The organism is Nocardia sp. NPDC051756, from assembly GCF_040681495.1.
GTDB lineage: Bacteria > Actinomycetota > Actinomycetes > Mycobacteriales > Mycobacteriaceae > Nocardia.
Genome location: NZ_JBFAYV010000004.1, coordinates 373,879 through 393,932, shown reverse-complemented (window position 1 = coordinate 393,932; position 20,054 = coordinate 373,879). Strand labels below are relative to the sequence as shown.

The window sequence follows — 20,054 nt, the reverse complement described above, 5'->3', positions numbered from 1 at the left end:
TGGTCGATCGCAGTGGTGCGGGGTGAAGCGGCGGTTTCTGTGGAAAACGCGCCGTGCTCCATGAAACGCGAAAACGGGCCAGGGTTGCGACCCTGACCCGCTCGGCTGTTGTCTGGAGAGGTAAGGCCTAGGCCTCGACCGGCTCCGGGACGACGATGTTGACGGTCTTGCGTCCGCGCTTGGTGCCGAACTCGACCGCGCCCGCCGCGAGGGCGAACAGGGTGTCGTCACCGCCACGACCGACGTTCACGCCGGGGTGGAAGTGGGTTCCGCGCTGACGCACCAGGATCTCGCCTGCGTTGACCTTCTGGCCGCCGAAACGCTTGACGCCGAGGCGCTGGGCGTTGGAATCGCGACCGTTCCGGGAGCTGGACGCACCCTTCTTGTGTGCCATAGCTGAATCTCCTCGGGATGTCTTACTTGATGCCGGTGACCTTGATGACCGTCAGCGGCTGACGGTGACCCTGACGCTTGTGGTAGCCGGTCTTGTTCTTGAACTTGTGGATGCGGATCTTCGGGCCTTTTGTCTGCTCGACGACCTCTGCGGCCACGGAGACCTTGGCCAGCTTTGCGGCGTCGGTGGTCAGGTCGGCCCCGTCAACGACGAGAACCGGATCCAGGGCGACGGAAGTACCCGGCTTACCCTCGATCTTCTCGACCTTCACCAGGTCACCGACCGCGACCTTGTACTGCTTTCCGCCGGTCTTGACGATCGCGTACGTTGCCATCGGTCGGCTTCCTCCACTCGATTAAGTACAGTCATGTTTCTTCTCGCGACACAACTGCGCGACGCGAGATGTTCTTGGCTGGCTTGCTGCGCGGGGCGTGGTATAACGCCCATCGCCAGGCAGCGACCGACCTAGGTTACCAGAGCACCCCATCAGCGACACAATCCGCCCGTCGGCAGCCTGCGAGCAACCCTTTGCCGGTGGGGTTTCGGTGCGTTTCCGTGCCGCGGTGGAGTCCCTGAGCACGGTCGTAAACCGGCTCAGAACGACCGTCATCCGACGACGCGGCCGGTCATACCCGAAGGTAGGACCGGCCGCGTCGAGGCTGTCAGATCAGCTGCTACGACTCCGCAGGCGGCGGGCCCGCGGGACGGCCGACGGCACGTCGCCGCGGCTTGCGCTGCGGCACCTCGACCGGGATCTCTGCGGTGAAGTCGACCGCGGGCGCAGGGGCCTGCTCCGGGGTCGGCAGCACGAACACCGCACCGCTGCTGTCGGCGGCGGGGGCCGCTGCCGAACGCGCGACCCGGCGACGCCGGCTCGTGCGCGGAGCAGGTTCCGGCGCACCGTTGGTTACCGCGTGTTCCGCGACCGGCGGGGTCACCGTTTCCGCAGGAGCCTCGGCGACCGGTTCGGGCTCGGTGACCGTCTCGACGACCTCGACCACCTCGGCCGGTTCGGTCTCCACCTCGTCGGCGGGCACCGCCACCGCGGCTTCGACCTCGGCCGACTCGGTCTCGACGGCGGCCGACTGCTCCTCGGCCACGTCCGAATCGTTCTCGTCCTCGTGATGCGCGGCCATCGCCAACGCCACCGGATGCGCCCGCTTGACGGCGATGTCCTCCTCGGACTCCACCGGCGCGGTCCCGTTGGTCGCGACGACCGGCGCGGCCGGGGCCGCACCCTTGTCCCGGCCCCGACGACGACGCGATCCGGTTTCCCTGGCCGCACCGCGGCTGCCACCGTCGTCACCGGAGGACGGCTCGACCGGGTAGGCGTGCACCAGGATGCCGCGCCCGTGGCAATGCTCACAGGTGGTCGAGAACGCCTCGACCAGTCCGGTACCCAGCTTCTTGCGGGTCATCTGGACCAGGCCGAGCGAGGTCACCTCGGACACCTGGTGCCGGGTGCGGTCGCGCCCGAGCGCCTCGGTGAGCCGGCGCAACACCAGATCCCGGTTCGATTCGAGCACCATGTCGATGAAGTCGACGACGATCATGCCGCCGATATCGCGCAACCGCATCTGGCGCACGATCTCCTCGGCCGCCTCCAGGTTGTTGCGGGTGACCGTCTCTTCCAGGTTGCTGCCGCCGGCACCGGTGAACTTGCCGGTGTTGACGTCGACCACGGTCATCGCCTCGGTGCGGTCGATCACCAGGGTGCCGCCCGAGGGCAGCCACACCTTGCGATCGAGCGCCTTGGCCAGCTGCTCGTCGATCCGGTACGCCTCGAACACGTCGACGCCGTTGTTCTCGTGCCGGGAGACCCGGGCGAGCATCTCCGGCGCGACGGTGCCGATGTACTTCTCGACGGTGCTCCAGGCCCGGTCACCTTCGATGACGAGCTTGGAGAAGTCCTCGTTGAACAGGTCGCGGATGACCTTGACCAGCAGGTCGGGCTCTTCGTACAGCGTCTTGGGCTGGCCGTCGTTCTTGCCTTCGGCGGCCTTCTCGATGGTGCGCCAGGTCGCCTGCAACCGTTCCACGTCGCGGGCCAACTCGTCCTCGGCGACGCCCTCGGACGCGGTGCGGATGATCACACCGGCGTCGTTCGGGACGATGTCGCGCAGGATTTCCTTGAGCCGCTTGCGTTCGGTGTCGGGCAGCTTGCGGCTGATGCCGGTGGAGGTGCCGCCCGGCACGTACACCAGGAAGCGGCCGGCCAGGCTGATCTGCGTGGTCAGCCGAGCGCCCTTGTGCCCGACCGGATCCTTGGAGACCTGCACGAGCACGAGTTCGCCGGGTTTGAGCGCCTGTTCGATCTTGCGCTCTTTACCGCCGAGACCGGCGGCCTCCCAGTTCACCTCGCCGGCGTAGAGCACGCCGTTGCGGCCGCGGCCGATGTCGACGAACGCCGCCTCCATGCTCGGCAGCACGTTCTGCACCTTGCCGAGGTAGACGTTGCCGACCATGGACGCCGAGCCGGTGCTGGTGACGAAGTGCTCGACCAGGATGTTGTCCTCGAGCACCGCGACCTGGGTGGCGGTCGGGTGATCCGGGAACGCCTTCTCGCGCACCACCATCACCCGGTCCACCGCTTCGCGCCGGGCCAGGAACTCCGACTCGGTCAGGATCGGCGGACGACGCCGGCCCGCCTCGCGGCCGTCGCGCCTGCGCTGGCGCTTGGCCTCGAGCCGGGTGGAACCGGTGATGCCCTGCACCTCGTCGACGGCGGTGGCGCGGCTGCGGCTCTTGTTCCGCGGCTCGCGCTCGTGCACGACGGTGTTCGGCGGGTCATCTTCGGTGGTGGTGGTGGCGGCCTCGGCCTCGGCGGAGTCGCCCGCCACCTTGCGCCGGCGACGACGACGGCGGCGACGGCTCGCGCCATCGGACTCGTTCTCGTCGTCGTCGGAGTCGCTGTTGTCCTCGGACGAGTCGCTGACGTCCGTGCTGTTGCCGGTCTCGGCGGTCTCGCCGGTCGGCTCGTCCTCGGTGTCGTCCGAGTCGTTCTCGTCGTCGGCATCGCTGTGCTGCTCGCCCCGACCGCGGCCACGGCCGCGGCGGCCACGACGCCTGCGACGGGGCTGACCGTCGGCGTCGTTCTGCTGGTCGTTGGCGTCCGGATCGTCCTCGACGGTCTCGGGCTCGTCCTCGACCACCGGCTCCTCGGCCACCGGCTCTTCGCGGCGAACGTCGCGCTCGGTGCGGCGCTTGCGGCGGGTCTGTTCGGCGGCCGCGGCATCCGGCGGCAGGAACAGCGGCGCCTGCACGACGGCGGCGGACTCGAACACCACCGGCGCGGCGACGTGCGGCTCTTCCCGGACCGGGTGGGTGAACAGCTGCACCGAGGGCTGGTGCGCGACCTCGTGCGGGTTCTCCGCGCCAGAGTTCCCGATCAGCGGTTCGGGCGCGGAGAAGACCAGGCCACCATGGCCGCGGCTAGGCGCGGGTTCCGGTTCGGCCGGGACCTCGACCGCGGCTGCCGCCGGTGCTTCGACCGGCTGCTCGGCCGCGGGTTGCGGCGCCGGGGCGTCGCCTTCCGGCGGACCCAGCGCGTCGCGGACGGACTCCGCGATCGCCCGATCGACGTTCGATTGCGCGCTGCGCGCTTCGGACCCCAACTCGGTGAGCTTTGCCAGGATGCGTTTGCTCGTTACCCCCAGCAGCTTGGCGAGTGCGTGAACTCGGATTCGCTCCGGCAATTGTTCGGCATCCTGTGGTGTTGTTTCCAATGGCTCTTTTTCGGCCACGAAGTCTCCTCGGACCCCCGGGCGCGTCCCTCCAGGTATGGAGTGAAGCGGCCGACGCGGGGGCACTATCCGTTCGCCTCACGCCGCTCAGCGCAAGGTCATATGGTCTCGCCCCGCATGTCCGGTTATCACCATGTTGTTCGTCGGTTTGGGCTAACTGGTCACGCGGCGCCTGGCTGTTGGCTGAACTCCACAGTTGTGAGCGCTCATCCAGCGTGCCGACGCGAACAGCAGGCCCAGCGACCGGGCCTTTTGTCCGTGGCAGCGATGATCGGCATCGAACCGCGGTGTGTCATCCGGCTGCGATGGCCCCGATAGTCCACGTACCTGCGCGAACAGTCGGCATCAAAAGCAGCCGATGTCAGTATCCCATACCGAGCGCCGCGGGTTCGCCGCGGCGCACGACTAACCTCGCTAAAGCTCGGTTAGTCGCGCACCGCTGGGCGCTGTGTCTTCGTTTCGCTCGCTGCGCTCACTCAAGACTGTGTTCAACTCGCAAACTATTTTCAGGCCGGGAACTCCGGGAACCACAGAGCAATCTCACGCTTGGCCGATTCGGGCGAATCGGACCCATGTACCAAGTTCTCCTGGGTCTCCAGGGCGAAGTCTCCGCGAATGCTGCCCGGCACGGCCTTTTCGACCGGGTCGGTGCCGCCGGCCAGCTGCCGGAACGCCGCGATGGCGCGCGGCCCCTCCAGGATGGCCGCGACGACCGGGCCGGAGGTGATGAATTCGATCAGGGAGCCGAAGAACGGCTTCTCGGCGTGCTCGGCGTAGTGGCCCTTGGCCAAGTCCTCGGACACATGCTTCAGCTCGAGGGCCGCGATCTTCAGGCCCTTGCGCTCGATTCGTACCAGCACCTCGCCGACGAGGCCACGGGCCACACCGTCCGGCTTGATGAGTACCAACGTCTGCTCAGTCACGGCGCACACTCTAACCGGAACCCCCAGTGGGTACCGAACCGGCGGTTGCCAAGGCAACCCGTTCAGGAGGAACGCTGGGCCCGCTGACTCGGCAGCAGGCCCTTCTCCATCCGGCCGCGCACGTCCGCGCGCAGCACCAGGATGAAGCCCCAGACCACCGCGAACACGATGCCGATGACGCCGATGGACAGGTGGATGAACATGCCGAGCAGCACGAATACCTGCAGCCCGAGATTGAACGGCATGGCCCATGACCTGCGCTGCACGCCCGCGCCGAGGAACATCACCAGCGCGAGCAGCACGAGGTAGGTACCCGAAATCCAGGTCACCCCGCCGCCCACCGAGCCGACGACCGGTAGCGCGAGCAGCACCACGATCGCCTCGAGGATCAGCGTGCCCGCCATCACCCCGCGGAAGCCCTTCCACGGATCGGTGGTCGGCGGCGGTACCGAATCCGGTTGGGCGGCGGGCTCACTCATGCGGGGTCCTTTCCGAACAGCGCGCGCGTCGCGCCAGCCGTCACCACGGAGCCGGTCACCACGACGCCGGCACCGGACACCATCTCCCCCGCCTCGCCCACTTCCTCGGCGATGGCAATCGCGGTCTCCAGCGCGTCCGGCAGGGTCGGCGCGGTGATCACCCGCTCGTCGCCGAAGCGCTGCACGGCGAGGTCGGCGAGCACGTCGACGTCCATCGCGCGCGGCGAACCGTTGCCGGTGACCACGATTTCGTCGAGCACCGGCTCCAGCGCGGTGAGGATGCCGTCGGCGTCCTTGTCGGCGAGCACGGAGACCACGCCGACCAGCTTGCGGAAGTCGAACTCGGCGGTCAGCGTCGAGGCGAGGGCCTGCGCGCCGGCCGGGTTGTGCGCGGCGTCGATGAAGATGGTCGGCGCGCTGCGCATGCGTTCGAGCCGGCCCGGGCTGGTCACGCTCGCGAAACCCGCACGGACGGCTTCGATGTCGAGCTGCCGGTCGGCGCCCGCACCGAAGAACGCCTCGACCGCCGCGAGCGCGAGCACTGCGTTGCGCGCCTGATGCTCGCCGTGCAGCGGCAGGAAGATCTCGTCGTATACGCCACCGAGGCCCTGCAATTCGAGCTGCTGGCCGCCGATCGCGATCTGCCGGGCCAGTACCCGGAACTCGCCGCCTTCGCGCGCCACCGCGGCGTCTACTTCGACGGCCCGGCGCAGCAGTACGTCCATCGCCTCGGGGTCCTGTTCGGCGATCACCGCGACGGTGTCGCGCGGTATCAGGCTCTCCGGCGCGCGTTTGATGATCCCGGCCTTCTCCCCCGCGATGGAGGTGAGATCGGTGCCGAGGTACTCGGTGTGATCCAGGCCGATCGGGGTGATCACCGCGACCTGCCCATCGATCACGTTGGTGGCGTCCCAGGTGCCGCCGAGGCCGGTCTCCACGACCGCCACGTCGACCGGCGCCTCGGCGAAGGCCGCGAACGCCATGCCGGTGAGCACCTCGAACTTGCTCATCGCCGGACCGCCGGCCGCGGCGGACTGCGCATCGATCATCTCGATGAACGGCACCAGCTCGCGGTAGGTCTCCACATATTGAGCGGGGGTGATCGGCGCGTTGTCGATGCTGATCCGCTCGGTGGCCAGTTGCAGGTGCGGGCTGGTGATCCGGCCGGTGCGCCGGTGCAGCGCGGTGAGCAGGGCGTCGATCATCCTGGTCACCGAGGTCTTGCCGTTGGTGCCCGCGACGTGGATCGCCGGGTAGCTCTGCTGCGGCGAACCGAGCAGGTCCATCAGGGTGGCGATCCGGGTGAGCGACGGCTCGATCTTGGTTTCCGGCCAGCGGGTGTCGAGTTCGGCCTCCACCAGCGCCATTTCGGCCAGCTCGACCGGCGACGGGCCGGAGCTCAGCCGCGGGCCTGCGGCCGGGTGGCGCAGCTCGTCGCCGTACTGCGGTTCCGGTTCGTGATTCATTTTCCGCTCAGTTCTGCGAGTCGAGCACCGATGCGCGCCACCTCGGCGGCGGCCACCGCCTGGCGGTCCTTGATCTTCGCGACCACCGGCTCCGGCGCCTTGGCGAGGAACGCCTCGTTGCCGAGTTTGGCTGCGGTGCCTGCCAATTCCTTCTCCGCCGCGGCGAGGTCCTTCTCCAGGCGGCGGCGCTCGGCGTCCAGGTCGACGGCGCCGGAGGTGTCCAGCTCGACGGTGACGGTGGCGCCGCTGAGCCGGACCTCCACGGTCGCGGTCGCCGCGAACTCGTCGCCGGGCTCGGTGAGCCGGGCCAGGTTCGCGACCGAGTCGTGCAGTTCGGTCAGCCCGGCGGTGTCCAGGCCGATCAGCTTGGCCGCCACCTTCTGCTTGTCGGCCAGGCCCTGATCGCCGCGGAATCGGCGGATCTCGGTGATCAACCGCTGGGTATCCGAAATGCGCTGCGCCGACACCCGATCCGTCGCCACCCCGGTGGCCTGCGGCCAGGCCGCGATCACCAGGGACTCGCCTTCGGTCAGCGCCTGCCACAGCGATTCGGTGACGAACGGGATGACCGGATGCAGCAGGCGCAGCACCGAATCGAGCACGTTCCCGAGCACCACCTGCGTGGTGTCCGCGCGCGCACCTGTTTCGGCGAACTGCACCTTGGTCAATTCCAGGTACCAGTCACACAATTCGTCCCAGGCGAAGTGGTACAGCGCCTCGCAGGCCTTGCCGAATTCGTAGCTGTCGAACGCCGAATCCACTTCGGCGCGCACCTCTTCGAACCGATCCAGGATCCAGCGGTCGGCGTCGGTGAGCTGGGCGCGATCCGGCAGTTCGCCGGTGCGCGCGCCGTTCATCAGCGCGAACTTGGTGGCGTTGAACAGCTTCGTGACGAAGCTGCGCGAGGCCAGCGCGTGCGGCTCGCCGACGGAGAGGTCACCGCCGGGCTGCGCGGCCCTGGCCAGCGTGAAACGCAGTGTGTCGGCGCCGTATTCGTTGATCCAGACCAGCGGGTCGATGCCGTTGCCGCGCGACTTCGACATCTTCTTGCCGAACTGATCGCGCACCAGGCCGTGCAGGAACACGTCTTTGAACGGGACCTGCCGCTGATCGCCCTTGCCCGCGGTGAGGACCGGGTCGTCGGCGACGAACGTACCGAACATCATCATCCGGGCCACCCAGAAGAACAGGATGTCGTACCCGGTGACGAGAACGCTTGTCGGATAGAACTTCTCGAGTTCCGGCGTGGCGTCGGGCCAGCCCATGGTGGAGAACGGCCACAGACCCGAGGAGAACCAGGTGTCGAGCACGTCCGGGTCCTGCACGTAGCCCTCGGGCGCGGTCTCGCCCGGGCCGACGCACAGCACTTCGCCCGCGGGGCCGTACCAGATCGGGATGCGGTGACCCCACCACAGCTGCCGGGAGATGCACCAGTCGTGCATGTTGTCGACCCAGTCGAACCAGCGCGGCTCCGAGCTGGCGGGATGAATCACGGTGTCGCCGTTGCGCACCGCGTCGCCGGCCGCCTTGGCCAACGACTCCACCTTGACCCACCACTGCATGGACAGCCGTGGTTCGATCGGCTCGCCGCTGCGCTCGGAATGCCCGACGCTGTGCATATACGGCCGCTTCTCGGCGACCACGCGGCCCTCGGCGGCCAGCCGCTCGCGCACCGCGACGCGCGCCTCGAACCGGTCCATGCCGTCGAATTCGGTTCCGGTGTCGACGATGTGGCCGCGCACGTCCATGATGTTGGGCATCGGCAGGTTGTGCCGCACGCCCATCTCGAAGTCGTTCGGATCGTGCGCGGGGGTGATCTTCACCGCGCCGGAACCGAATTCGGGGTCCACGTAGTCGTCGGCGATGATCGGGATCTGCCGGCCGGTGATCGGGTGCTCCAGGGTGGTGCCGATCAGCGCCTGGTAGCGCGGGTCGTCCGGGTGCACGGCCACCGCGGTGTCGCCGAGCATCGTCTCCACCCGGGTGGTGGCCACGATGACGTGCGGTTCGTTGTCGTCGAGCGAGCCGTAGCGCAGCGAGACGAGCTCGCCCTCGACGTCCTCGTACTTGACCTCGATGTCGGAGATGGCGGTGCGCAGCGCGGGCGACCAGTTGACCAGCCGCTCGGCGCGGTAGATCAGTCCGGCGTCGTAAAGCCGTTTGAAGATGGTCTGCACGGCGCGGGACAGGCCCTCGTCCATGGTGAACCGGTCACGGCTCCAGTCGACGCCGTCGCCGAGCGCGCGCATCTGCCACTGGATGGCACCGCCGGAGTCGCGCTTCCAGTCCCAGACCTTGTCGATGAACAGCTCGCGGCCGAAGTCTTCCTTGGTCTTGCCGTCGACGGCGAGTTGCTTCTCCACCATGGTCTGGGTGGCGATGCCGGCGTGGTCCATGCCGGGCAGCCACAGCACCTCGTAGCCCTGCATGCGCTTGCGGCGGGTGAGGGTGTCCATCAGGGTGTGGTCGAGGGCGTGGCCGATGTGCAGGTTGCCGGTGACGTTCGGCGGCGGGAGCACGATCGAGTACGGCGGCTTGCCGCTGGTGGCGTCCGCCTCGAAATAGCCTGCGGCTACCCAGCGCTCGTACATCGAGGCCTCTACCTCGCCGGGGGTCCAGCTCTTGGGAAGGGCATCGGCACGATTACGCGTCTGGTCAGGGGCTGCGCTGGTCACCCGACGATTCTAGTGGTCGGGCTCGAGCGATTTCCGCAGGGTGCGAGCCGACGCCGGACGGTCCGGCCGAATGCCCAGGGTGGACGTCACACTGCGCGCGTCGTGTGAGACTTGCCGGGTGAGTCAGCTCGGCGAATTCCTGAGGGCAAAGCGTGCGTCGATCGCGCCGGAACAGGTCGGCCTAGCGCCGGTCGGCAATCCGCGCCGGGTGTCGGGTCTGCGCCGCGAGGAGGTTGCCCAGCTGGCCGCGATGAGTGTCGATCAGTACACCCGGCTGGAGTTGGGCAGGGTGACCCGCGTCTCGGACGACGTGCTCTGCGCCATCGCGCGGGCCTTGCTGCTGAGCGAGGACGAACAGGCGTACCTGCGGCTGCTCATGCTGCCGCACAACAGGATTGCCGGGGAATCGGACATAAAGAAAGGCGGAGTCTTCGGTGGATGAGGGACACCGAAGACTCCGCCTACACCTGAAAGCTTACCGTCCCAACTGGAAGGGATAGGGAATCCATAAGCAATTCTCAGCTTCTGGCATTTTCTACCCTGGATCTCCGGATTAACCGGTCGAAACCGGCACCGGGGCGGCGGCTGGCGCTCGCGCACGCCACCGCGGCGAGCTCCGCCGCACCCTCACCGACGAAAGATCAACGGGCGCAATGGACGGTCCGATTCAGTCACAATTCGGTCCTGTCCGTATTGTCCGTTCTTGCCAGATCGGCCGTTGATGCGGAGTCTTGAAGGTGTGAACGCAACCGCTGGTCCGATTCAGGGAAATCTCAGTGAAAAAGCAGGGTTTTCCCCGTTGCCGGGACGGCGGCCGCTGGGGACCCTGGAAGAGGTGAACCCTCCGCTCGCCATCTTGCCGCCACCCGCTCCCGTGGACGTACTGCCCGCTCTCGCGCCGGATGCCGTGCACGATCTGCGCGGGCGGGCGATCGACGAGTTGCAGTATCCGCCGATGACGGCGCTGGTCGTGGCCGGGATACCGGGTGCGGGCAAGAGCACCGTGCTGCGCCGATTCTTCGGTGCGACCACCGAATCCGAGGATCCGTCCAACGGGCCGGAGGGATCGGTGGTGCTCGATTCGCTGCAAGCGCGGAATCGGTTGCGGCACCGGCTCGGCTGGTTGCCGTATTCCCTGTGGCGGCCGGTGGTGCACGTCGTGCATTTCGCGGGAATCCGTGCGGCGCTGCGCGATACGGACGGACCCGTGGTGATCCACGACTGTGCCACGACCGGATGGGCGCGCCGGATCATCTCCCTGTGGGCCGCGGGATACGGCCGGGAGCTACACCTGATCCTGCTCGACGTCCCGACCGCCGTGGCCCGCGCCGGCCAGCACGCGCGCGGGCGGCGGTCCAACCGAATGACCTTCGTACTGCACTGCTTTCGCTGGCGGCGGCTGATGGAGCGGCTACGCGCCGGTGGCGGGCTGCGGCCCGCGCCGGAGTCGCTGGTGATCGTCGACCGGATCAACATCAATCACCTGAGCCGAGTCACCTTCGCCGCGTAGCGAACTCAGGGCACCAAGACCGTCAGCGCGCCGGGCACGGCCCGGATGGTGACCGGCAGGGTGCCCGCCGGCTCGCCGTCCGCGGTCGCGGGGGCGCCGGGGGCGGTCAGGGTGATCTCCGCGGCTCGGTACTGCTTGACCTCCGGGTGATTCTGCCGTTTGCCCGCGGACAACGCAGGCAGCAGGCGCAGCATCTCCAACCTGGACAGCGCGCCGACCACGGTGAGGTCGAGCAGGCCGTCGTCCAGCACCGCGTCCGGGCAGATCAGCATGCCGCCGCCGTAGGTGCGGGTATTGCCGACCGCGACCATCACCGCGTTCAACTCCAGCTCGGTGCCGGTGCCGGGGTTCGTCAATCCGTCGGTGACCGCGCCGGTCAACTCGACCCGATAGGGCACGGTGAGCCGGCTGGAGATCTCGGCCAGCGCGGCGACAGTGTACCGCAGCCGTCCTCTCGGCCACCGCATAGCGTTGGCGCGCAGGGTGACTCGGGCGTCGAACCCGGTGCCCGTGACGGTGACGAACCACATCGGCGTCGATTCCGGTGCGGCGGAATCGATCTGGCCGAGGTCGATAGTCCTGGTCCGCCCGTCGACGACGATATCGGCGGCGGCGACCGGATCCTCGGTCGGCACCCCGAGTTCCCTGGCGAGGTCGTTGCCGGTGCCCGCGGGGACGAGGCCGAGCGGCACGCCCGTGCGCGCGACGGCATCGAGCGTCACGTTGATCAGCCCGTCACCGCCGATGCACACGACCGCGTCGGAGTTGCCCTGCTCGATCGAATCCCGGACCAGCCGAACGGTTTCGGCGGCCGACGGCGCCTGCACCTCGGCGACCTCGACCCCGCGTTCGCGCAACCGCGCCAACGCCGCGATCGCGGCCTCCTGCCCTGCACCGAGCCCCGCGTGCCGATTGGTCACCACGGTGACCGCACGCACGGCGCGGGTTGAATACTGCGTCACGGAACCAGCTTTCCAGGATTGAGGATGCCCGCGGGGTCCAATTCGGCTTTCACCGCACGCAATACCCGTACGCCGAGCGCACCGATCTCGGCGGGCAGCCACGGCCGGTGGTCGGTGCCGACCGCGTGGTGGTGCGTGATGGTGCCGCCGGCCGCCACGATCGCGTCGCCCACGGCTTGCTTCGCCGTGTGCCACTGGGCGATCGGATCGTCGAGCTGTTTCGCGACGATGGTGAAGTACAGCGACGCGCCGGTCGGGTAGGTGTGCGAGATGTGGCACATGACCAGCGGCGGGGTGCCCTGTCCGGCGAGCGAATCGGTCAGTGCCGCAGTCACCTTCGCCTTGAGGTTGGCCAGGTTCGCCCAGGTGGTCGCGGTCTCCAGCGTTTCGCAGAGCACGCCGACGTCCAGCAGGGCGTCGCGCATGTACGGCGCGCCGAACCGCCCGTGCTCCCACTCCTTGGCCGGAGTTTCGCCGAGCGCGGTGCCGCCCGCCGCGGCGAGCAGCGCACCTGCTTCCGCGCTGCGCGAAGCGACATGCGCCGCAGTGCCTTCGAAGGTGGTGATGGCAAGACAGCCGGAGACCGCGTTACCGCCGATATCACCGGCGCGAGCCAGGTTGATCCCGGTCTCGGCCTCATCGGAGAGCCGCAGCACCGTCGGCGCCGCGCCCGCCTGCACAATCGAACGCAGCGCGGCGGCGCCGGTTTCGAAGTCGGGGAACGACCATCCCTGGTAGGCAATGGTTTCCGGCACCGGATGCACGCGCACGGTGACCTCGGTGATCACACCGAGCGCGCCTTCCGAGCCGACGAACAGCTCACGCAGATCGGGCCCCGCCGCGGAGGCGGGCGGACGGCCGAGCTCCAATGAGCCGGTGGGAGTAGCGATCTTGAGCCGCTGCACCATGTCGTCGAAGCGCCCGTAACCCGCCGACGCCTGCCCGGACGACCGGGTCGCGGCGAAGCCACCGATAGTGGCGAACTCGAAACTCTGCGGGAAGTGCCCGAGTGAAAGTCCTTGCGCGCGAAGCAGTTCTTCCGCACGCGGCCCGGTGAGTCCGGCCCCGAGGGTGGCCATGCCGCTGACCGGGTCGATCTCCGACACCGCGTCCAGCCTGCGCAGGTCCACCGCGATCACGGTGCCGAAGCGACCGCGCACCGGGTCGACGCCGCCGACCACGCTGGTGCCGCCGCCGAACGGCACCACCGCGATGGTGTGCTCGGCGCAATAGGCCAGCACGGCGAGGACCTGCTGATGATCGGCGGGGAAAACGATGGCGTCGGGTGCGTCCTGCGGCCCATCGGCACGGCGACGCAGCAGGTCGGGGGTGCTCTTGCCGCCCGCGTGCCGCAGCCGATCGTGGTGGTCGGCCGAGACGTTGTCCGCGCCGACCACCTCGACCAACCCGTCTCGTTGGGCAGGCGTGAGCGCCGACTCTCGGAGTGACACTTCGCCCTCATCGCGGCGCGCCACCGGGTCGCCGGACACTCCGAACACCTGCGTCAGGAGGCCCCGGATCTGAGCCGACAGCGGCTTGTGTCCGGCCGGAATGCCCCAGGCATCCCAGACCATACTCGCCGCGGTCCCGGTTACGCCCGGGTTTTCCGCCGGAGCCGATTCCTCGCCGGTGTACTTCTGCGTCTCGACCATGCGTTACAGTTTGACATAGAATGTCAAGCAGTAACGAACTCGACCTCTCGAAGGTGACGCTTTGACCGCTCCAGACGGACCCGCCGACGACGCGCTCTCCGCCATCGATCTGGCCATCTTCACCGCGGCCCGCCGCTGCGTGGAGGAGTTCGGCGTGCGCCGCACCACGCTCACCGAGGTGGCCCGCCGCGCCGGCGTCAGCAGGCCGACCGTCTACCGGCGCTGGCCGGACACCGGCGCGCTGGTCGCCGAGCTGCTGGTGCGCGAGCTGCGCGCGATCGTCGCCGAGACCATGCCCACCGCGGGCCCCGGCCGCACCCGGCTGGTCGCGGGCATCGTCGCGGGCGCGGTCAAGATCCGCTCGAATCCGTTGTTCGGCAAGATCTTCCGCACCGATACCGATCTGATGCTCACCTATGTCTTCGGCCGCCTCGGCCGCAACCAGCGCGCGCTGATCGAGTTGTTCGCCGCGGGCATCCGCGCGGGCCAGCAGGACGGTTCCATCCGCGACGGCGACCCGGAACAGCTGGCCACCATGCTGCTGCTGATCGCGCAGTCCGCGGTCCAGTCGGCGGGCACGGTCGCCCCGCTGCTGGCCGGGGCCGACCTCGACACCGAGCTGGCCAGCGCGCTCGACGGCTATCTCGTGCCGAACCAGCGAAAGGCGCTGTGACGATGGCTTATTCGATCGATCTCGGAAAGGTGACGCGATGACCGCAGTGTCCAGGGGAGATTCCGCGCTCAACGCGGAGCGCCGCACCCGCGAACTGCGACGGCTCGGCGACGACGGCGAGATCGACGTGCTGGTGATCGGTGGCGGCGTCACCGGTGTGGGTGCCGCACTCGACGCGGCGGCGCGTGGGCTGCGCACGGTGCTGGTGGAACGGCACGATCTGGCGTTCGGGACCAGCCGGTGGAGTTCCAAGCTGGTGCACGGCGGGCTGCGGTATCTGGCCAGCGGTCAGGTCGGCATCGCGCACGAAAGTGCCGTGGAGCGGGGCATTCTCATTCGCACCACGGCACCGCACCTCGTGCGTCCGCTGCCGCAGCTGGTGCCGTTGCTGCCCAGCATCGGGGCAGCGCAGAGCGCGCTCGTGCGGGTGGGTTTCCTCGCGGGTGACGCGCTGCGCCGCGGTGCGGGCACGCCGGCCGCGATCCTGCCCCGTTCCCGCCGGGTCGCGGCCGCCGAGGCGCTGCGGCTCGCGCCGACCGTGCGCCGCGACGGATTACGCGGTGGACTTCAGTCGTGGGACGGACAGCTCGTCGATGATGCCCGCTTGGTGGTCGCCTTGGCGCGCACCGCGGCAGCAGAGGGCGCAACGGTCCTGACCCGAGTGGAAGCCCTTGATGTAACCGGCAATTCGGCGCAATTGCGCGACACCTTGACCGGCGAGACCATGACCGTCCACGCTCGCGCCGTCGTCAATGCCACCGGCGTATGGGCCGACGAGGTGGATCCCAGCATCGAGCTACGCCCTAGTCGCGGCACACACCTGGTGTTCTCCGCCGAGTCGTTCGGCGGCCTCACCGCCTCGTTGACCGTCCCGGTTCCCGGCAGCACCAGCCGTTTCGTCTTCGCCTTCCCCGCCGCGCACGGCCGCGTGTACCTCGGCCTGACCGACGAGGACGCCCCCGGTCCCGTCCCGGACGAGCCGAAGCCGACCGAATCGGAGATCGACTTCCTGCTCGACACGATCAACACCGCATTGCGCGAACCGTTGACCCGCAAGGACATTCGCGGCAGCTACGCGGGCCTGCGCCCGTTGTTGAAGACCGCCGACGACAGCACCGCCGACATCTCCCGCAAACACGCTGTGCTGCACTCCCCCACCGGCGTCATCACCATCGTCGGCGGCAAACTCACCACCTACCGGCAGATGGCCGAGGACGTCATCGACGCCGCCGTCGCCCGCGCCGGACTCACCGCGGGCGCGTGCCGCACCAAGCGACTCCCCTTGGTGGGCGCGGTTTCCGGCGCCGCCCGCGACCGCATCGATGCCCCGCCGGTCCTGATCGACCGCTACGGCAGCGAGGCGGCCACCATTCTGGCTGCCGCCCACCGCAATCCGGCCCTGGCCCAGCAGGTGGCTCCCGGAATCGACGTCACCGCTGCGGAATTCCAGTTCGCCGTCACGCACGAGGCCGCCCTGGACGCCGACGATCTGCTCGATCGCCGCACCCGCATCGGCCTGATCGCCGAGGATCGCACGGCCGCCACCCCGGCCGCCATGGCCGCGCTGGCGCCCGCGACTTAGGTTTCCGAGACGGTCCCGTCGAAGGTCCACGACGCGAGATCGGCGCTCATGGAGGCACGCGGCCAGTCGTCCAGGCCGTGTGCCGCCTCCGCCGCGCGGATCGCGTGCAGGCCGGGCGTCTGCTCCTCGTCGGTCAGGTAGCGGAAGCCGAGGCGCTCGTAGTACGGGCCGTTCCAGGCGACGTCGATGAACGTGGTGAGGGTAATCGCCTGCATCCCATGATCTTTCGCCCAGAACACGGCGTGGTCGATCAGGCGCTTGCCGATGCGCTTTCCCCGATGGCCGGGCAGCACCGACACCTGGTCGATATGGGCGTCGCCGTCGACCACGCCGAGGATCAGGTAGCCGATCGGATGGTCGCCGTCGTCGGCCCACACCCAGGCGCGCCCGGCGCGCTGGAATTCGCGTAGCGTTTCCAGCGAGGGTGGCTCGTCCTCCGCAACGGCCGTCATGCCGATATCGGCGAACGGTTTACCCGCCGCGATTTCGATCTCCTGGAGGGCTGGCAAGTCGACCTCGGTCGCCGGGCGAATCACGGACACCCCTCGCATCTTAGAGTTCAGGTGACCGGCGTGGCGAGAATGCCGCCGATCAGCACCCGCAGCGCCCATTTTCCGCGGGCGTCGCCCTCGCCCGCGAGCAGCGGTCCCTGCATCGCCGCGATCATCGGATAGCGGTCCGGCGGCAGCTCGGCGAAGTGCCTGGCCACCTCGGCGAGATACTCGACCTGCGACGAGCCCTTCGTGTTGTAGGCGCTCTGTTCGGCGGCCGCGGCGGTGATATGCAGGTAGATCAGGTCGACCGCCCATGCGTTGGTCAGCTCGTCCACGCCGCCCTCGGCGAACAGCGCCAGCATCCGTTCGAACAGCAGCAGCGCGTTCGCCCCGGTGGGAATCGCGCCGAGTGCGACGAGCGCCAGCCCTTCGTGCTTGCTCATCACTGTGACGGTCGTCTCGACCAGCGCGACCAGCCGTTCGCGCCAGGTGTCGCCGACCGGTTCGGCGATCGTGCCGAGCACGTGATCGAGCATCGCGGCCATCAGATCGTCGCGGTTGGCGACATAGACGTAGAGCGAGGCCGCGCCGGTATCCAGCTCCTGCGCGACGCGGCGCATGGTCAGCGCGGCCAGACCGTCCTCGTCGAGGATGCGCAGGCCGGTTTCGATAATCACGTCCCGGCTCAGCGGGGCCTTCGCCGGGCGAGCGCGGCGGCTGACGGGTGCGTTCATGGGTCGAGCATACGCGCCGAACGAACATCGTTTGACACGAACGCCGTTCGTCTCGTATCGTTCGCTAAAACGAACACCGTTCGTAACGATCGAAGTTCGATCGCTTTCTCTTCACCTCGAAGGAGGTGTCCCCATGACCACCGTCGCGCACCCCGCTCCCGCGCAACCCCAGGTCACCGGCCGGATGTGGGCGATACTCGCCGTCATCCTCGCGGCCGACATCCTCGACCTGCTCGACTCGACGATCACCAATATCGCCGCGCCCACCATCGCCGCGGACCTGCTCGGCGGCCAGTCGCTGATCCAGTGGCTCGGCGCGAGTTACGCCCTCGCCCTCGGCGTCCTGCTGGTCGTCGGCGGCCGGCTCGGCGATCGCTTCGGCAAGCGCCGCATGTTCCTGATCGGCCTGGCCGGCTTCACCGTCGCCTCGGTCGCCTGCGGCCTGGCCTTCGATCCGACCTCGATCATCGCCGCCCGGCTGGTCCAGGGCGCGTTCGGTGCGCTGCTGATCCCGCAGGGTTTCGGCATCCTCACCGCCGTCTTTCCGCGCGAACAGCTCGGCAAGGCGTTCAGCGTGTTCGGTCCCACGATGGGCCTGGCCGCGGTCGGCGGACCGATCCTGGCCGGGTTCTTGATCGACGCCGATCTGTTCGGATTCGGTTGGCGCGCCATGTTTTTGATCAACATCGTGCTCGGCGGCGCCGCGTTCGCCGCCGCCTACCGCCTGCTGCCTGCCGATACCGGCGACCGCACCGTCGCCATCGACGGACTCGCCGCCGCGTTGCTGGGCGCGGGCATGTTCGGTGCGCTGTTCGGGCTGATCGACGGCTCCTCGAATGGCTGGACCGGCGTGGCTTTCGGCTATCTCGCCGCCGGTCTGGTGTGTTTCGGCCTGTTCGCCCGCCGCCAGCTGACCGCCGCGAACCCGCTGATCCAGCCGACGCTGTTCAAGAACCGGGGCTTCACCTCGGGGCTACTGCTCGGTCTGGTGTTCTTCGCCGCGGTCGCCGGGCTGCTCTACGTGCTGTCACTGTTCCTGCAAACCGGACTCGGCTACACCCCGACCGGAGCCGCGGTCGGCCTCGCGCCCCTGGCCATCGGCATCGTGATCTCCTCGATCGCGGCGCACCAGTTCATCGCCCGGCTCGGTCGCAACCTCATCCTGATCGGTCTGCTGATCACCCTGGTCGGTACCGGACTGCTGCTCGCGCTCGCCGTGGCCGCGGGAACGACTGTCGCTCCGTGGGCGATCGCCGTGCCGATTCTGATCCTCGGTCTCGGCCTCGGCACCTGCTTCGGCACTATCTATCAGGTCACCATCGGCGATATCGAACAGGCCGAAACCGGTAGTGCCAGTGGCTCTCTCACCGCCGTGCAACAGCTCGCCAACGCGATCGGCGCGGCCGCCGTCACCACCGTGTACTTCCACTCCGCCGGCTCCGGCCAGGTCCACGCGCTGACCGTCAGCCTGGTTCTGGTCGCCGCCGTCACCCTCGCCAGCTGCGGTCTGGTGCGATTGCTGCCGCGCAACGCACCGGCCGAGCACTGACCCACCGATTGCCAAGGAACTCACCATGATTCTGCTCACCGGAGGCCGCGGCGCGGTCGCCACCCAACTGCTCGACCTGCTGCACGCCGACGGAATCGCCGTCCGGGTCGGCTCCGGCCAACCCGACAAACTTCAGCTGCCCGCCGAAGTCTCCGGCGTCGCTTGCGATCTCACCGACCCGAGCACCTTCCCCGCCGCCCTGGCCGGTGTCAGCTCCGTGTTCCTCTACGCGGAAGCAGCCGCGATCAGCGAATTCGTCTCCGCCGCAACCGAAGCCGGGGTCGAGCACATCGTGCTGCTGTCCTCGGCCTCGGTGCTCGGTCCCGACGCCGCCGCCAATCCCGTGGCCAAGACGCACCTCGACGCCGAGCTCGGTCTCGCCGACGCCCCGATGACCGCCAGCGTGCTGCGTCCCGGCGCGTTCGCGGGCAACGCCCGCAGCTGGGCCTGGTCGATCAAGGCCGGCACCCCGATCAACCTCCCCTACCCGAACGCCTACGTCGACCCGATCCACGAAATCGACATCGCCGCAGCCGCATACGCGCTACTCACCAAGCCGGACCACCGCGGCGAACAGCACACCCTGACCGGACCCGAGACACTCACCTTCACCGAGCAGATCGATCTCATCGCCGAAATCACCGGCCGCGCCATCGCCGTCGAGCAGGTCACGCCCGAAGCCTGGAAGCAGCAGATGGCCGACTACATGCCTGTCAAGTACGCCGATGGCCTGCTCGACTACTGGCGTCGGACCGACGGCGTCCCCAACCAGCTCACCGACACGGTCAGCGTCCTTACCGGTCGTGCTCCCCGCACCTTCGCCGGTTGGATGGAGGAGAACGCCGCCGAGTTCATCGGCTGAGCCTGGGCATCCGTGCCGAACGCACGCTCACCCCGCACACCGTTCGCTCAGCCGACACTCAGCATTGCGACTCGCTGAGGCGGCAACTAAACCGGGTGTCGGGCGAGACGGTCGCCACACTTGCCACGGCAGGCGAATTGGACGAAACGCCAGGCCATCGGCATTTACGGGCGGGCGACACCTCGGCAGGCGAACGACCAGAACCCCAGCGGCGCTGACCAATTCGGGAATCGGTCATTATTTCCAGATGAACACAAGTGCGCATCCCGGCCGGCTCCCACCGCCGCCGCGCGCGCCGATCCGCTCGGCGCGCACGCTCTATGCTGGCTTCGAATGTCGGTAGTGCGCCGGGAAGG

17 protein-coding genes are annotated in these 20,054 nt (G+C 68.5%); 6 read left to right on the top strand and 11 right to left on the bottom strand.

Annotated features, from left to right (window positions below):
• Positions 1–127 precede the first annotated feature (127 nt).
• The 7 genes from rpmA to AB0M22_RS18780 form a co-directional block, all read right to left on the bottom strand.
• Entirely contained in the window at positions 128–394 is a 267-nt protein-coding gene (rpmA, locus tag AB0M22_RS18810; protein ID WP_040732806.1) for a 50S ribosomal protein L27, read from the bottom strand.
• 22 nt (positions 395–416) lie between these two features.
• Positions 417–728, bottom strand: coding sequence for a 50S ribosomal protein L21 (rplU, locus tag AB0M22_RS18805; protein ID WP_040732804.1), 312 nt, complete (start codon positions 726–728; stop codon positions 417–419).
• Positions 729–1,068: 340 nt separating this feature from the next.
• The gene (locus AB0M22_RS18800; protein WP_364727960.1) at positions 1,069–4,137 is read right to left on the bottom strand and encodes a translation initiation factor IF-2 N-terminal domain-containing protein; all 3,069 of its coding nucleotides are present in this window, start codon (positions 4,135–4,137) and stop codon (positions 1,069–1,071) included.
• A gap of 506 nt (positions 4,138–4,643) precedes the next feature.
• Positions 4,644–5,060 carry a nucleoside-diphosphate kinase gene (gene ndk / locus AB0M22_RS18795; RefSeq protein WP_107654803.1) on the bottom strand — a complete coding sequence of 139 codons (417 nt, stop codon included), beginning with the start codon at positions 5,058–5,060 and terminating at the stop codon, positions 4,644–4,646.
• Between the two features lie 62 nt (positions 5,061–5,122).
• Positions 5,123–5,539 carry a DUF4233 domain-containing protein gene (locus AB0M22_RS18790; protein WP_364727956.1) on the bottom strand — a complete coding sequence of 139 codons (417 nt, stop codon included), beginning with the start codon at positions 5,537–5,539 and terminating at the stop codon, positions 5,123–5,125.
• The gene (locus AB0M22_RS18785; RefSeq protein ID WP_364729793.1) at positions 5,536–6,906 is read right to left on the bottom strand and encodes a folylpolyglutamate synthase/dihydrofolate synthase family protein; all 1,371 of its coding nucleotides are present in this window, start codon (positions 6,904–6,906) and stop codon (positions 5,536–5,538) included. Before AB0M22_RS18785 ends, AB0M22_RS18790 begins: the two co-directional genes overlap by 4 nt.
• Before the next feature lie 95 nt (positions 6,907–7,001).
• Positions 7,002–9,680: a valine--tRNA ligase gene (locus AB0M22_RS18780; protein WP_364727953.1), complete on the bottom strand. Its 2,679-nt coding sequence runs from the start codon at positions 9,678–9,680 to the stop codon at positions 7,002–7,004.
• A 118-nt stretch (positions 9,681–9,798) separates the two neighbouring features.
• Between AB0M22_RS18780 and AB0M22_RS18775 the strand changes: the two genes are divergently transcribed.
• Both AB0M22_RS18775 and AB0M22_RS18770 read left to right on the top strand, forming a co-directional pair.
• On the top strand, positions 9,799–10,122 hold the full coding sequence (locus AB0M22_RS18775; protein WP_364727949.1) for a helix-turn-helix transcriptional regulator: 324 nt from the start codon (positions 9,799–9,801) through the stop codon (positions 10,120–10,122).
• Between the two features lie 393 nt (positions 10,123–10,515).
• A complete protein-coding gene (locus tag AB0M22_RS18770; RefSeq protein ID WP_364727946.1) occupies positions 10,516–11,190 on the top strand; it encodes an AAA family ATPase in 675 nt (224 codons plus the stop codon).
• A gap of 5 nt (positions 11,191–11,195) precedes the next feature.
• Here the strand turns inward: AB0M22_RS18770 and AB0M22_RS18765 are convergent, their stop codons facing one another.
• Together AB0M22_RS18765 and AB0M22_RS18760 are read right to left on the bottom strand one after the other, a co-directional pair.
• Positions 11,196–12,152 carry a diacylglycerol kinase gene (locus AB0M22_RS18765; RefSeq protein WP_364727943.1) on the bottom strand — a complete coding sequence of 319 codons (957 nt, stop codon included), beginning with the start codon at positions 12,150–12,152 and terminating at the stop codon, positions 11,196–11,198.
• Positions 12,149–13,726: an FAD-binding oxidoreductase gene (locus AB0M22_RS18760; protein WP_364729790.1), complete on the bottom strand. Its 1,578-nt coding sequence runs from the start codon at positions 13,724–13,726 to the stop codon at positions 12,149–12,151. The genes AB0M22_RS18765 and AB0M22_RS18760 overlap by 4 nt, the downstream gene beginning before the upstream one ends.
• Before the next feature lie 139 nt (positions 13,727–13,865).
• On the opposite strand from AB0M22_RS18760, the gene AB0M22_RS18755 reads away from it, so the two are divergent.
• Together AB0M22_RS18755 and AB0M22_RS18750 are read left to right on the top strand one after the other, a co-directional pair.
• Positions 13,866–14,477, top strand: a complete 612-nt coding sequence (locus tag AB0M22_RS18755; RefSeq protein ID WP_364727941.1) for a TetR/AcrR family transcriptional regulator — start codon at positions 13,866–13,868, stop codon at positions 14,475–14,477.
• A 37-nt stretch (positions 14,478–14,514) separates the two neighbouring features.
• Positions 14,515–16,059 (top strand): glycerol-3-phosphate dehydrogenase/oxidase, encoded by a 1,545-nt coding sequence (locus AB0M22_RS18750; RefSeq protein ID WP_364727939.1) that lies wholly within the window; start codon positions 14,515–14,517, stop codon positions 16,057–16,059.
• Here the strand turns inward: AB0M22_RS18750 and AB0M22_RS18745 are convergent.
• Positions 16,056–16,601 (bottom strand): GNAT family N-acetyltransferase, encoded by a 546-nt coding sequence (locus AB0M22_RS18745; protein ID WP_364727937.1) that lies wholly within the window; start codon positions 16,599–16,601, stop codon positions 16,056–16,058. The genes AB0M22_RS18750 and AB0M22_RS18745 overlap by 4 nt on opposite strands.
• 17 nt (positions 16,602–16,618) lie before the next feature.
• Positions 16,619–17,287, bottom strand: coding sequence for a TetR/AcrR family transcriptional regulator (locus tag AB0M22_RS18740; RefSeq protein ID WP_364727934.1), 669 nt, complete (start codon positions 17,285–17,287; stop codon positions 16,619–16,621).
• Between the two features lie 133 nt (positions 17,288–17,420).
• On the opposite strand from AB0M22_RS18740, the gene AB0M22_RS18735 reads away from it, so the two are divergent.
• Both AB0M22_RS18735 and AB0M22_RS18730 read left to right on the top strand, forming a co-directional pair.
• Positions 17,421–18,836: a DHA2 family efflux MFS transporter permease subunit gene (locus tag AB0M22_RS18735; protein WP_364727931.1), complete on the top strand. Its 1,416-nt coding sequence runs from the start codon at positions 17,421–17,423 to the stop codon at positions 18,834–18,836.
• A 25-nt stretch (positions 18,837–18,861) separates the two neighbouring features.
• Positions 18,862–19,698: an NAD(P)H-binding protein gene (locus tag AB0M22_RS18730; protein ID WP_364727928.1), complete on the top strand. Its 837-nt coding sequence runs from the start codon at positions 18,862–18,864 to the stop codon at positions 19,696–19,698.
• The last annotated feature ends 356 nt before the right edge of the window (positions 19,699–20,054 follow it).